General features: G+C 66.7%; 13 protein-coding genes. 6 read left to right on the top strand and 7 right to left on the bottom strand.

What is annotated here, in order from left to right; translation table 11 throughout:
• The first annotated feature begins 21 nt into the window (after window positions 1–21).
• The 6 genes from ACOGXE_RS05965 to ACOGXE_RS05940 all read left to right on the top strand — a co-directional run bounded on the left by ACOGXE_RS05965 (window position 22) and on the right by ACOGXE_RS05940 (window position 6,474).
• Window positions 22–1,422, top strand: coding sequence for a glutamine synthetase family protein (locus ACOGXE_RS05965; RefSeq protein WP_419933032.1), 1,401 nt, complete (start codon window positions 22–24; stop codon window positions 1,420–1,422).
• A 75-nt stretch (window positions 1,423–1,497) separates the two neighbouring features.
• Window positions 1,498–2,427, top strand: a complete 930-nt coding sequence (locus tag ACOGXE_RS05960) for a glutamine amidotransferase (RefSeq protein ID WP_419933031.1) — start codon at window positions 1,498–1,500, stop codon at window positions 2,425–2,427.
• Window positions 2,415–3,209 carry a GXGXG motif-containing protein gene (locus ACOGXE_RS05955; RefSeq protein WP_419933030.1) on the top strand — a complete coding sequence of 265 codons (795 nt, stop codon included), beginning with the start codon at window positions 2,415–2,417 and terminating at the stop codon, window positions 3,207–3,209. The genes ACOGXE_RS05960 and ACOGXE_RS05955 overlap by 13 nt, the downstream gene beginning before the upstream one ends.
• 20 nt (window positions 3,210–3,229) lie before the next feature.
• Complete coding sequence (locus tag ACOGXE_RS05950; RefSeq protein WP_419933029.1) at window positions 3,230–4,636, top strand: FMN-binding glutamate synthase family protein; 1,407 nt, start codon at window positions 3,230–3,232, stop codon at window positions 4,634–4,636.
• Window positions 4,633–5,088, top strand: coding sequence for a hypothetical protein (locus ACOGXE_RS05945; protein WP_419933028.1), 456 nt, complete (start codon window positions 4,633–4,635; stop codon window positions 5,086–5,088). The genes ACOGXE_RS05950 and ACOGXE_RS05945 overlap by 4 nt, the downstream gene beginning before the upstream one ends.
• Before the next feature lie 54 nt (window positions 5,089–5,142).
• Window positions 5,143–6,474 carry an NAD(P)/FAD-dependent oxidoreductase gene (locus tag ACOGXE_RS05940; protein WP_419933027.1) on the top strand — a complete coding sequence of 444 codons (1,332 nt, stop codon included), beginning with the start codon at window positions 5,143–5,145 and terminating at the stop codon, window positions 6,472–6,474.
• A gap of 15 nt (window positions 6,475–6,489) precedes the next feature.
• Here ACOGXE_RS05940 and ACOGXE_RS05935 read toward each other — a convergent pair whose 3' ends face one another.
• The 7 genes from ACOGXE_RS05935 to ACOGXE_RS05905 form a co-directional block, all read right to left on the bottom strand.
• A complete protein-coding gene (locus tag ACOGXE_RS05935) occupies window positions 6,490–7,719 on the bottom strand; it encodes an NAD(P)/FAD-dependent oxidoreductase (RefSeq protein WP_419933026.1) in 1,230 nt (409 codons plus the stop codon).
• Between the two features lie 27 nt (window positions 7,720–7,746).
• Window positions 7,747–9,087 carry a flavin-containing monooxygenase gene (locus tag ACOGXE_RS05930; protein ID WP_419933025.1) on the bottom strand — a complete coding sequence of 447 codons (1,341 nt, stop codon included), beginning with the start codon at window positions 9,085–9,087 and terminating at the stop codon, window positions 7,747–7,749.
• Between the two features lie 91 nt (window positions 9,088–9,178).
• Window positions 9,179–11,554, bottom strand: coding sequence for a DUF1989 domain-containing protein (locus tag ACOGXE_RS05925; RefSeq protein WP_419933024.1), 2,376 nt, complete (start codon window positions 11,552–11,554; stop codon window positions 9,179–9,181).
• Window positions 11,551–11,976 carry a hypothetical protein gene (locus tag ACOGXE_RS05920; RefSeq protein ID WP_419933023.1) on the bottom strand — a complete coding sequence of 142 codons (426 nt, stop codon included), beginning with the start codon at window positions 11,974–11,976 and terminating at the stop codon, window positions 11,551–11,553. Before ACOGXE_RS05920 ends, ACOGXE_RS05925 begins: the two co-directional genes overlap by 4 nt.
• 99 nt (window positions 11,977–12,075) lie before the next feature.
• On the bottom strand, window positions 12,076–12,204 hold the full coding sequence (locus tag ACOGXE_RS05915) for a hypothetical protein (RefSeq protein WP_419933022.1): 129 nt from the start codon (window positions 12,202–12,204) through the stop codon (window positions 12,076–12,078).
• A 15-nt stretch (window positions 12,205–12,219) separates the two neighbouring features.
• Window positions 12,220–12,435, bottom strand: coding sequence for a hypothetical protein (locus ACOGXE_RS05910; RefSeq protein WP_419862902.1), 216 nt, complete (start codon window positions 12,433–12,435; stop codon window positions 12,220–12,222).
• A gap of 26 nt (window positions 12,436–12,461) precedes the next feature.
• Window positions 12,462–12,593 (bottom strand): hypothetical protein, encoded by a 132-nt coding sequence (locus ACOGXE_RS05905; protein ID WP_419933021.1) that lies wholly within the window; start codon window positions 12,591–12,593, stop codon window positions 12,462–12,464.
• Between the last annotated feature and the right edge of the window lie 6 nt (window positions 12,594–12,599).

Below are 12,599 nucleotides of genomic sequence, written 5' to 3'. Positions count from 1 at the left end.
CCATGCCGAACAGGGGGAGCAATGGCCACAGATCTTGAGATGTTCGTCGAAGCCGACGGACGCGAGGAACAGATTGCAGAAGTCGAGCGCCGCATCGAGGCCGACGGCATCCAATACCTGTACTGCCAGTTCGTGTCGGTCACCGGCCGCATCATGGGCAAAGGCATCCCGGCCAAGCACTTCGGGATGATCGCCCGCAAGGGCTTCCAGCTGGTCTACGGCTCCACCGCCAACTTGTTCATCGACCGCCACGGCAACTACATCGGCTATGGCCCCGAGGCCCGTGAGCTGGTGGGCATCGGCGAGCCCGAGACGTTCATGCCGCTGCCGTGGGATCCCAAGACCGCTCGTGTCTGGTGCACCCTGTTCCGGGGCCGTGAAGAAGAGGTCGACGGCGGTGCCTTCCTCACCTCGGACTGCCGGGGCAACCTCAAGCGGCTCCACGCCGAGTTCGAGGCCAAGCACGGGCTGCACCTGCGGGCCGGCTGCGAGCCCGAGATGATGTGGCTCAAGGCCGACGCCGACGGCAAGCCGACCGTCGAGGGCATGACCAAGCCGAACTGCTACCACATCGACCAGTTCGCCGAGCTGCAGCCGCTCATCCACAAGGTCGTGGAGTACTGCGAGGCCATGGGCCTCGAGATGATCCAGGGCGACCACGAGGACGCTCCGGGCCAGCTCGAGCTGAACTTCCAATTCGACCGGGCCGAGCTCACCGCCGACCGGCTCACCACCTACCGGCAGGTGTGCAAGCAGGTGGGGCGCGAGCTGGGCGCCTTCCCGTGCTTCATGCCCAAGCCGTTCATGGGTGTCTCAGCCAACGGCTGCCACCACAACATCTCGCTGTGGGACGGCGATGGCAACAACAAGTTCCTGCCCGAGGGAGACAACCCGCAGCTCCCCGGCCCCGTCGGCATGAAGGCCATCGGCGGCATCCTCGAGCACGTGCGGGCGCTGACGTGTCTTTCCTCGCCGACGGTCAACTCCTACCGCCGGTTGTGGGACACCGGCTTCTGGGCGCCGGTCTTCGCGGACTGGGGCTTCCAGAACCGCACCACCGCCCTGCGGGTGAGCGCGCCGGGCCGGTTCGAGTATCGCTCGGCTGACAGCTCGGTCAACCCGCATCTGTCGTTCGCCGGGCTGCTGATGGCCATGGACGACGGCCTCGACCGCAACCTCGACCCGGGCGAGCCCGAGGAGCGCAACATTTATGAGGCCATGGAGGCGGGCAAGAGCGTGGAGAAGATCCCGCTCACGCTCGGTGAGGCCCTCGAGGCGCTGCGCAATGACGAGGTCGTCATGCGCTCGCTGCCCGGCGAGATGGAGAAGGTGTTCTTCCACTACAAGACCGACGAGTGGGAGCGCTTCCTGCACACCGTTTCCGACTGGGACGTGGAGGAGTACCTCGACGTCCTGCCCTGACCGCCCGCCGGCCCGCGGAGTCGGCGCCCAATACACACACTGAGACAGAACAGCACCCACGAAGGGGGACCCACCATGTGCGGCATCGCCGGAGTCATTCACCGCGACGGAACCGCCGACATCGGAGCGGAGCTCACCGCGATGCTCCAATCGATGAAACACCGTGGACCGGACTCCACCGGCTACGCGGTGTACGGACCGGCTGACGATCTGGTCGTGATCCGGTTCGTGCTGGCCGAGCCCAACAAGAGCGAGGGCATCGGCATGGCCGAGCGCCTCGAGCGCAACCGGGCCGAGGTGGAAAGCCGATTGGCCAAGATCGGCGCCGAGGTAGCCACGGTCACCAGCGAAACCGGGTACGCCTTCCGGGCCACCATCCGCTACGGCGGCGACCTCAAGGCGCTGGCCGACTACCTCGAGGACGTGCCCGGCTGCGAGGTGCTGTCGCTGGGCAGCTCGCTGGAGATCATCAAGGACCTGGGCGACGCCACCACAGTGAGCGACCAGTACAACCTGGGATCGTTCCGGGGCACCCACGGCATCGGCCACGTGCGCATGGCCACCGAGTCCGAAGTGGACCTTGCCAGTGCGCACCCCTACTGGGCGTACCCGTTCGCCGACGTGGCCGTGGTACACAACGGCCAGCTCACCAACTACCACCAGTGGAAGCGGCGCCTCGAGCAGCACGGCCATCGCTTCCAGAGCGAGTGCGACTCGGAGATCATCGCCGTGTACCTCGCCGAGTACATGTCGCGGGGCCTCACGCTGGAAACCGCGATGAAGCACAGCCTCGATGACCTCGACGGCGTCTTCACCTATGTGTGCGTCACCGGCAACCAGCTCGGCGTCGCCAAGGACGAGATGGCAGCAAAGCCGCTGGTGCTGTTCGAGTCAGATCCGCTGGTGGCCGTCGCCACCGAGGAGGTGGCCATCCGGTCGCTGGTGAAGCGCGAGGTCGTAACCCGTGATCCCTACGAGCGGGAGGTGCTGGTGTGGCAGGTGTAGGTTCCCGCAGCGGCGTCTCCTACGACGCCCGGGGGCTGGTCGAGCCCTATGCCGACATGCCTGACAACGTCGAAGTCGACGGGGGCCGGGCGCGCTTCGACGCAGCCGATCTGACGATTCGCCAGATCAACATGGCGCTGCGCAAGCTCATCTACGACGACGGCATCACCGACGTCACGATCCTGAATCCGGCGTCGAAGCACTCGCTGGCGGTGGGCATTCTCAAACGCTGCCGCATTCACTTCGAGGGCAGCCCCGGCTGGTTCGCCTGCGGGCTCATCGACGGGCCCGAGGTGACCATCAACGGCCGCGTCGGCTGGTCGGTGGCCGAGAACATGATGTCGGGCGTTGTCACCATCGAGCGCAGTGCCGGGTCGCTGACCGGCGCCGCCATCCGGGGCGGCGACCTGATCGTGAAGGGCGATGTGGGTGCCCGCACCGGCATCGACCAGAAGGGCGGCACGATCATCGTGCTCGGCGATGTCGGCATCAACACCGGCTTCATGATGCAGCGGGGCCGGCAGATCATCTGCGGCAACGCGGGCATGAACCTGGGCGACTCGATGTACGACGGCGAGATCTACGTGGCCGGCACGGTGGCCTCGCTCGGCGTCGACTGTGTTCCTGGTGAGTGGAACGATGCCGACACCGAGCTGATCGAGCGCAAGTTCCGCATCCACGGGCTGGGCGACCCGCCCGAATTCCAAAAGTTCGTCTGCGGCAAGGTGCTGCACAACTACGACCAGCTTGAGCCGTCCGAGCGCAAGCTCGTCATTCACTAGAGGCAGGGGGAAGAACAGTCATGGCTGACGAAAACGAGGTGAATGCGAGCACCGACGTGCTCGGCAAGAGCCGGATCTTCACTCGCGAGGTCATCAACGACATCCACGTGAAGGCCGAGTTGGGCCGTTACCGGATGCGGGGATTCTCCATCTTCAAGAAGATCCCGCACTGGGACGAGCTGGTGTTCCTGCCTGGCACGCTCACGCGCTTCGTGATCGAGGGCTACCGCGAGAAGTGCGAGACCAAGACGGTCATCGGCTCACGCTTCGCCGAGAAACCGCTGGAGCTGGACATCCCGGTGTACATCACCGGCATGAGCTTCGGCGCGCTGTCGCTGGAAGCCAAGATGGCGCTGGCCAAGGGCGCCTCGATGGCCGGCACCGCCACCTGCTCGGGCGAGGGCGGCATGATCCCGCCGGAGCGCGATCTGTCCACCAAGTGGTACTACCAGATCATCCAAAGCCGCTACGGCTTCAACCCCCACCACCTGATGCTGGCCGACGCGGTCGAGTTCTTCATCGGCCAGGGCTGCAAGGTGGGCCTGGGCGGGCATCTGATGGGCCAGAAGGTCACCGAGCAGGTGGCCGAGATGCGGTCGCTGCCGGCAGGCATCGACCAGCGGTCGCCGGCCCGCCACCCTGACTGGCTGGGCCCTGACGATCTCTCGCTGAAGATCCAAGAGGTGCGCGAGGCCACCGACTACCAGATCCCGATCCAGCTCAAGCTGGGTTCGGCCCGGGTGTACGACGATGTCCGGATGGCGGCCAAGTGCGGCCCCGACGTGATCTACCTCGACGGTGCGGAGGGCGGCACGGGCGCCGGGCCGCACCTGGCGACCGAGGAGACCGGCATCCCGCTGATGGCGGCCATCCCCGAGGCCCGCCGGGCGCTGGAGGACGTGGGCCTGGCCGACGACATCGACCTGGTGGTCGCGGGCGGCATCCGCAACGGCGGCGACGTGGCCAAGTGCCTGGCGCTGGGTGCGAATGCCGTGGCGCTGGGCACCGCTGCGCTCATGGCGCTGAACTGCAACAAGGAGATCCCCGGCGTCACCGACTACGAGGGCACGATCGGCGTCCCGGCGGGCGAGTGCTACCACTGCCACACCGGCCGCTGCCCCGTCGGCGTGGCCACACAGGACGTGGAGCTGCGCAAGCGCCTCGACGTCGACGAAGCGGCCCTGCGGGTCTACAACTTCCTGATCACCCTGACCATGGAAGTGCAGATGCTGGCCCGGGCGTGCGGCAAGACCGACATCCACTCGCTGGAGCCCGAGGACCTCGCAGCGCTGACGCACGAGGCGGCCGCCATGGCCAAGGTGCCGATTGCCGGCACCAACTACATCCCGGGCGTCACCGAGGAGCGGACGCTCCAAGAGATCCGTGATCTCTTTGACAAGCACGTGATCGACGGAGGACTCAGATGAGCAATGCAGCGAGCACGGGCGAGAGCCCACGCGAGACCCGCACCGTCGCCATCGATGCCGAGGTGCTGGCGGGCAAGCGGTTCCCGTACCAGGAGGACATGTCGCTCGTCGAGGACATCGATCTGCTGGCGCTCACGCCGGGACCCGACATCAACTGGCTCGAAGACATCACGCTGCTCGAGGAGGACGGCGTCCCGGCGGTGTTCGACCGGTACTCGAACTCGTTCCTCAAGATCTACTTCGACATCCCCGAGGGCCGTGAGGACGAGATCGCTCGCAAGGTGCTGATGAAGCACCTCACCGAGGGCAACAGCTACGGCATCACCCTCAAAGACATCCACTGCAAGTTCCCGCAGGTGGAGCTGGGACCGTGGGTAGAAGATTCCAGGATCGTCGGCACCGACTGGCGCCCGCCGGTGCTGGAGGGCTGGGAGGCCCCGGCTGGCCACTGAGCCCGCACCGGTCACCTGTCACACAAGCGCACCTGAACTACGAAGGCATCGGCCATGGCATTACCGACCAGCGCTCGTTACGTCATCATCGGCTCGGGCATCCACGGCCTGTCCACGGCGTGGAACCTGGCCCGCGACCTGAGGTCGTCGGGACGGGGTTCCAGCGCCGACATCGTCGTGATCGACAAGACTGGTGTCGGCGCCGGCGCCTCGGGCATCGCCTGCGGGGTCATCCGCAACAACTACTTCCAGCCCGCGATGCGCGAGCTGATGGCCCACTCGGTCGGCGTGTGGGACAGCGATCCCGAGGCGTTCTCCTATCACCCCGTGGGCTACATGCAAATCAGCCACGAGGCGATGCGCGCCGACGTGGCGTCCATACATGCGCAGCAGCAGGCCATCGGCTACTCGTCGACCTTCGTCGAGGGTGCCGACGCGTCCGATGCCTACATGAAAGGCATCTTCAGCGACTGGCAGGCCCAGGGCATCACCAGCGTCCTGCACGAGCACCGGGGCGGCTACGCCAACAACATGGCCTCGCTGAAGGGCCTGCTGGGCAAGGCCGAAGCCGAGGATGTGAACGTGGTGGGTGGCGTGACCGTCACCGGCTTCGAGCGAGACAGCTCGGGTGCCGTGACCTCGGTGCTCACCGACCAGGGCCCGGTTGCCTGCGAGCACGTCGTGGTTGCGGTGGGACCGTGGGTGCAGAAGATCTGGGCGATGCTCGACCTGCCGACCACCACTGACATCCTCGGCGGCGACGGCGAGCTGCACAACGTACCCACGTGGACCTACATGTGCCTGCAGGAAGGCACCCTGACGGTCGACCCCGGTTACCTCACCGACAATGAGGGCAACATGCCCCCGGTGGTGCATGTCGACACCGACGCCCCGCTGTATGACGCCGACGGCCTGGTCACCGAAGGGCCGTGGGGCATCTACTACAAGCCCGACTTCAACTTCGGCGGCGTGCAGGGCGGCTACATGCCCTACGTGGTCGACAAGCCGTCCGAGCAGGTGGCCGTCGACCCCTACGGGCCGGACTCACCCGACTTCGTGGTGGGCGGCGACTTCTATCGCACGTGGACCGCGGCGCTGGCGCACTGCCACCAGCGCTTCGAGGGCAAGAACCATCTGATCAGCGACGAGCCCTCCGGCGGCATCGGCAGCTTCTCGCCCGACAACTTCCCGGTGTTCGACACCTTCTGCGACAACGCCTACTTCATCGCCGATTCGAACCACGGCTACAAGATGATCGGCGTCGGTGCGCTGGTCGCGAAGGAGCTGCTGGGCGAGCCGCAGGCCCTGCTCGAGCCGTTCCGCTACTCGCGCTACGCCGAAGGCAAGCTGCACCCCGTCAGCAACTCGCCCTACCCCTGGAGCTGAGGTTCCCGGCGCCGGCTAGGCGCGGGCGCTGGGGCCGTAGGACAGGTGCATCAGGTTGCCGTCGGCGAAGCGTGAGGGCCGCAGCGCGCTGATGTCGATGGGGGGTGCGTCGCCCACCTGGTCGACGCCCAGCACACGTGCGGCAACGATCTCGCCGAGGGCTGGTGACAGCTTGAGCCCGTGGCCGGAGAGCCCGACCGCCAGGTACAGGCCGTCTACCGGGGCGATTTCCGAAGCCCAGCCCAGGATGGGGTGGTAGTCGGGCGCAACGTCGTAGGCCCCGGCGGTGGTGCTGACGGTGGCCGCCACCGTGAGGCTCGGAAGCCGCTCCGAGATGGCGGTCTTCAGGCGCACATCGTGGGCTGCGTGGTCGGCGTCGGATGCGTCGGCCAGCGGGTCGTCGACCTCTGGCATTTCCGGCGGGTAGGCCACTGCCACGATGTGGCGGCCCATGTCGGGACGGATGACCAGGTTGGAGTTCCCATCGGTGATGCATGTTCCCAACGCCCGTGCGCCGGCGTGCTGTTCGAGCACCGCCATTTCCAGCCGCCGACGTTCGACGGGAACCTCCACGCCTAGCGGGTCCAGCAGGTCACGGGCCCATGCGCCGGTGGCCGCGATCACGACCGGGGCCGCGATGTCGCCGGCAGCAGTGCTCACGCCGGTGACCGTCCCGCCTGAGGTCGTGATCTCCTCCACGGCGACGGGTGCCAGCACGTCGGCTCCTGCAGCGCTCGCCGCGGTGAGCCAGCTCAGCACCATCTTGGTGACGTCGATGTAGCCGCCTTCGGGCTCGTAGGCACCGCCTGCCAGGTCCTCGGCGTTCACCAGCGGTTCGATCTCGCTGATCTCGTTGCCGACCACGAAGCGGGTGTCCACTCCGAGCCCCTGACCTAGCTCGATGTTGTATCGGAGGCCGTCGAGCTGATCGGCGACCACCAGCAGCATGTAGCCGAAGCGCGCGTAGCCGGGGTCGCCGAAGCCCACCACGGAATCCCAGTTCTGGATGCAGTGGAAGCCCCGCTGGGCGATGCGCACCATCAGCTCGTTGGAATAGTGCTGGCGGATCTGGCCGAACGTACGGCCCGAGATGCCCCCGACCGGCGCCCGCGCATCCACGATGACCACGCGCAGGTCTGAGTGCCGGGCGAGCTGGTAGCCGATGCTGGCGCCGGTCACGCCGGCACCGATCACGACGACGTCGGCTTCGCGTGGCATATCGGCCTCGGTGGGCAACGCCCCCATGACGCCTACCGGACGAGTCCGTCTCGATCAGCCGTCGGCCAGGTACGACTCCAGCGAGTCGTCGAGGGCGTCCTCCCACGAGGTGTGGTGCACCGGCGCCAGCGTTCCCGTCACCGGCGAGGTGTGGCCGTGGTCGCGGTAGCCGATGATCGACTGCTTCTTGTGGCCCTTCCAGTCCTTGAACATCTTGTTGATGAGCTGCGTGTTCGGGTCGGGGCAGTCGGTCTGGTCGAGCAGATCCTGGGTGTAGTCGCCCTGGAAGTCGATGGCCCCGTAATCGTCGGGCACGGCATCTTCGGCCGCCTGGAAGTCGTCGATCCAGCGGGCCTGCTCGTCCGCGCTGGGCAGCTCGATACGACCCAAGATCACGTCACGGGCGTACCAGGCCTGGGCGTCGAACATGTTGAACGTGTACCACTGGTCCTGCATGCCCAGGTAGAGGATTCGGTTCTCGGGCTGGAACACGACGCCCCGGTACAGCATCGAGGAGGCCAGACGGTTGGCAGTCACCAGCCGCAGCTCGTCGTCCATGAACGGGAAGTGGTGCAGGTAGCCGGTGCATGACACGATGGCGTCCACGTCTGCGGTGGTGCCGTCTTCGAAGTGCACGGTGCGGCCGTCCACGTGGGTGAGGATCGGCTTCTCGCTGATGCCTGCCGGCCAGTCGAACCCCATGGGTCCGCTGCGCGATGAGCAGATGACCTCTGAGGCCCCGTACTTCCAGAGCTGCGACGCGATGTCCTCGGCCGAGTAGCTCGAGCCGATCACCATCACGGTTTGGCCTTCGAACTGCACCGCGTCGCGGAAGTCGTGGGCGTGCAGCAGCGTGCCGCCGAACGTCTCGTAGCCGGGATAGTGGGGCATGTTGGGCGTCGAGAAGTGCCCCGTCGACACGACCACCCAGTCGAAGTTCTCGCTGACGCTGGCGTCGGTGGCGTGATCGTGGGATGTCACGGTGAAGCCGTCGCCGGAGGCGGACCGGCTCACCCGCCGCACGGCGTGGTTGAAGCGGATGTTGTCGCGGACGCCGCTGCGCTCGGCGCGGCCGATGATGTAGTCGTAGAGCACCTCCCGGGGCGGGAACGACGCCACCGGCTTGCCGAAGTGCTCCTCGAAGCCGTAGTCGGCGAATTCCAGGCACTCCTTGGGGCCATTGGACCACAGGTAGCGGTACATCGAGCCGTGGCAGGGCTCGCCGTGCTCATCGAGGCCCGTGCGCCATGTGTAGTTCCACAGGCCGCCCCAGTCCTCCTGCTTCTCGAAGCAGACAAGTTCGACGCCCGCGGCCTCTGCCGAGGCGTCGCTGGCGAACGAGTGCAGCTGCGACAGCCCGCACGGTCCCGCACCGATGATGGCAACCCGTGTCATGTCCAAATCCCCCCTGTGAGTAGATGTTTATGCAATCAGAGTAGAACGTCGCCCAGTCTTGCACCTGCGTGCAAGCCCCCGGGACACCGGGCTAGGCGCGGACTCGGGACTTGTCGGGGTCGTAGAACGGGTAGCGCACGACCTCGGCGGCGATGCGTTTCTCGTGGCCGTCCAGCTTTCCCACCTCGACAGCCGTGCCGATCTCGTTGTAGGGCAGCGTCATGCGGCACAGGGCGATGTTCTTGCGCAGGATGGGAGAGATGGTGCCGCTGGTGACTTCGCCGACATGGTTGCGCCCCACGTACACGCCGTCGCCGAGCCCCGCCGGCTCGCCGCCTTCGAGCTCCAAGCCCACCAAGCGCCGCTGGGGGTTGTCGCGACGGTCGAACAGCGCGTCGCGCCCGATGAAGTCGTCGTCCTTGGTCTTGAGCGGGACCGTGAAACCGATGCCCGCCTCGTAGGGATCGGTCTGGTCGCAGAATTCGTGGCCGGCAAAGACCAGCCCGGCCTCGATGCGCAGCATGTCGAGTGCCGACAGTCCCATGGGCACAAGCCCGTGAGCGGTACCCGCCTCGAAGATCGCATCCCAGACCGCCGGGGCATCTTTGGGGTGGCAGAACACCTCGTAACCGAGCTCGCCGGTGTAGCCGGTGCGTGAGACCACCAGCGGGATGCCGTCGTAGTCGCCGATGCGGGCGATGGCGAACCGGAACCAGCCCAGCTCGGCAACCGTGGGCTGATCGGGCCGGGTCCAGATGACCTCGGAGAGCAGCTGCCGGCTGTTGGGGCCTTGGACCTGCAGGTTGTGCAGCTGTTCGGTGGAGTTGCGCACCCACACGTTCAGGCCCAGCCGCTCGGCCTGCTCGCGCAGCCAGATGCCGCTGTAGCCGAGCTGGCCGCCGATCCAGCGGAAGTTCTCGCGTCCGATGCGGAACACGGTGCCGTCGTCGATCATGCCGCCGGTGGGGTGGCACATGGCGGTGTACACCACCTGCCCGTCGGCGAGCTTGCGGACGTTGCGGGTGACGCAGGTCTGCATCAGCAGCTCGGCGTCGGGCCCGGTCACCTCGTACTTGCGCAGCGGTGACAGGTCGATGGCGGCCGCGGCCTGCCGGCACGCCCAGTACTCCTCGACGGCGCCGTGTGACGTGTAGTGGTCGGCCAGCCAGTAGCCGCAGTATTCGCTGAAGCTGCGCGTCAGTGCCGAGGTGCGCGGGTGGAATCCGGTCTCTTTGGTGAGCTGGGCTTCGGAGTCAGCGGTCATCCTGATCGCCGTCGCTTTCTTGAACAGGTTGGCTGCGGGGTACACCCGGACGGCAATGTCGGTGGGGTTCCAGCCGTTGGCAGCGTCGACATCGCACGGGCATGCGGTGCTGACGCACACCAGGTCTTCGAGCGCCCGCAGCAGCACGTAGTCGCCGGGGCGCGACCACGGCTCGTCGAAGTAGATCTGATTCGCGTCGTCCACCTGGGTGTTGTAGAAGAAGTTGATCGCCTCCCAGCCGCGCCGTGGGGCGACATTGAAGGGATCGAGCACCCCGTTGATGTTGTCGGTGCAGTTGACGTGGCCCGGGTAGCCCATCTCCTCGTAGTAGCGGGCGGTGCACGCCGTGTTGAAGGTGTCGTGGCGGCCCACGGTGTCCTGCACCACTTCCACCAGCGGCTGCATCTTGGCGTTGAAGAACTTCGAGTACAGGCCGGGTGCAGGGCAGCTCGCTCCCATGAGCGAACGGGTGATGGTGGCGTCGAGGCAGAGTTCCTCGCCGGCTTCGAGATCGGCCACGGCGAAGCACTGGAAGTCCGAGCACTGCCGTCCTTCGGCGTCCACCACCTGGAACCAGTCGCCCTTGGACACCTGGTAGGCGCGAGCAGTGCTCGCAAGGATGATGAAGTCCTGGCTGGGATCGGCCAGCGGCGTCGGCAGCAACGGCTCGGCATCGGTGCCGGCCGGGTCGTGGCGGTGGACGTAGGCGATGAGGTCGGTCGGCGGCGCGCCGCCGTGCGCCGACATGGTGCCGCCGGGCGCTGCGATCACACAAGCGAGATCGTCGAGCGCGGTGACCCGGGCCGAGCTGTTCGCCGCCGTGTCGCCGTCGAGGAGCCGGAGTGGCGTCGCTGCCTGGATGTCGGACATGCCGATGCCGGCACGCTCGAGACCGGCCCGTACGCGGCGGGCGTCGTGCAGCGGCGCTGAGAGGATGCCGACTGCGGCCGGATTGGACCCGCCGCCTGGCTGGGCGCTGCCGCGAGTGACGTCGAGCAGGGCCGGGTCCGACTGACCGCTGGCGTCGAAGGCCACCAGCTCGCACGGTTGGCAGCCCTCGGGATCGACGATCTCCAACTCGTCGCCTGCATCGAGGGCCAGCACCGTTGCGCCGCCCCCGGTGACCCGGTACCGCTCCACCCCCTCTCCGAGCATCATCAACCCGGGGACCACCACCGATTCGCCGGGCAGCAGCAGTGTCATCGCCGCCGGCCCAGCGGTCCTGAGAAGAACCAGCGCGGGGGTTCGCCGGGGTCGCGACCCTCACCGGCAGCAACGCCGGCGAACATGTTCCATCCCAGCAGCACCACGGCCGCTGCACACGTGATGAAGGCGATCTGGGGGCCCAGGCCCGGGTCGGGATTGCCGATGCCCGAAGGGCTGACGAGCTCACGGATCGCAATGGCACCTGCAAATCCCGCGCCGATCCACGCTGGGCGCCAGCGGAGCTGCACCAGCACCACGGTCACGATGCAGATGACCAGGAGAATCCGTCCGATGCCCGTGGAGACGCCACGCACGGTCTGGTTGCCGCCGAGTCCGGCGTTGACGTGCCACGGCAGGAACATCGCCGCGCCGGCCACCGCCACGCACACTTGGGCGATCCACTTGCGGGCGACGCTCACAACCTCAGGCTAAGTCTCTCGCGCGTGGGCAGACGCCACGCCGCCCCGAGGGACGGCGCAGCGCCTGCCACGTTGAACAATGTCAGTCCGCGTTCAGCGTCAGCCGACGACCTGAATTGCGATGATGGCAAAGACGATGCAGGCGATGGTGAACAGCACCACGCCCATCTCGACCGCCTTGTTGCCTCCATGCAGGCCCTGGAACTGGATTTGCTTTCTGCGTGCCATGTCAGTCCTCCTGGGCTAGCTGTACTTGTCGGTCAGCCGGTCGGCCGCGTGGTTGAGCAGACGGTCCTCCCGGATCGTCACTAGGAATCCCGAGACCACCGAGACGGCGATCCCGATGATGGCTAGGACGATCGAGGCGGTGTTGCCACCGGGACCCCAGGTGAAGTACCCGGTGGTGCCATCGGCTGCTTCGAGGGCGGCTTCCCAACTGTCGTATGGGAAGGTGTTCATTCAGTCCTCCTTAGTCCTGAACGAGATCAGTGTTCCTGTCGATCGTGTCCTGCTCGGGTCTGCTGGGCCCGCTTCCGCTTGCCCCAGTACCCGGCGGCCATCACCAGCAGGTACATGAAGGCAAGAGCGAAGATGAGCTGCAGCCATGAGCCGGACACGATGCG

The sequence above is a fragment of the Candidatus Poriferisodalis sp. genome (genome assembly GCF_965208555.1).
Classification (GTDB): Bacteria; Actinomycetota; Acidimicrobiia; order Acidimicrobiales; family Poriferisodalaceae; genus Poriferisodalis.
The sequence above is the reverse complement of the archived record's forward strand: the minus strand, read 5'-3'. Positions and strand labels throughout refer to the sequence as shown.

Excerpts from the sequence above, each read along its gene's own strand:
- ACOGXE_RS05910 (WP_419862902.1), bottom strand. The coding sequence starts at position 12,435 with ATGAACACCTTCCCATACGACAGTTGGGAAGCCGCCCTCGAAGCAGCC.
- ACOGXE_RS05940 (WP_419933027.1), top strand. The coding sequence starts at position 5,143 with ATGGCATTACCGACCAGCGCTCGTTACGTCATCATCGGCTCGGGCATC.
- ACOGXE_RS05915 (WP_419933022.1), bottom strand. The coding sequence starts at position 12,204 with ATGGCACGCAGAAAGCAAATCCAGTTCCAGGGCCTGCATGGAGGCAAC.
- ACOGXE_RS05925 (WP_419933024.1), bottom strand. The coding sequence starts at position 11,554 with ATGACACTGCTGCTGCCCGGCGAATCGGTGGTGGTCCCCGGGTTGATG.
- ACOGXE_RS05960 (WP_419933031.1), top strand. The coding sequence starts at position 1,498 with ATGTGCGGCATCGCCGGAGTCATTCACCGCGACGGAACCGCCGACATC.
- ACOGXE_RS05945 (WP_419933028.1), top strand. The coding sequence starts at position 4,633 with ATGAGCAATGCAGCGAGCACGGGCGAGAGCCCACGCGAGACCCGCACC.
- ACOGXE_RS05950 (WP_419933029.1), top strand. The coding sequence starts at position 3,230 with ATGGCTGACGAAAACGAGGTGAATGCGAGCACCGACGTGCTCGGCAAG.
- ACOGXE_RS05935 (WP_419933026.1), bottom strand. The coding sequence starts at position 7,719 with ATGGGGGCGTTGCCCACCGAGGCCGATATGCCACGCGAAGCCGACGTC.
- ACOGXE_RS05930 (WP_419933025.1), bottom strand. The coding sequence starts at position 9,087 with ATGACACGGGTTGCCATCATCGGTGCGGGACCGTGCGGGCTGTCGCAG.
- ACOGXE_RS05965 (WP_419933032.1), top strand. The coding sequence starts at position 22 with ATGGCCACAGATCTTGAGATGTTCGTCGAAGCCGACGGACGCGAGGAA.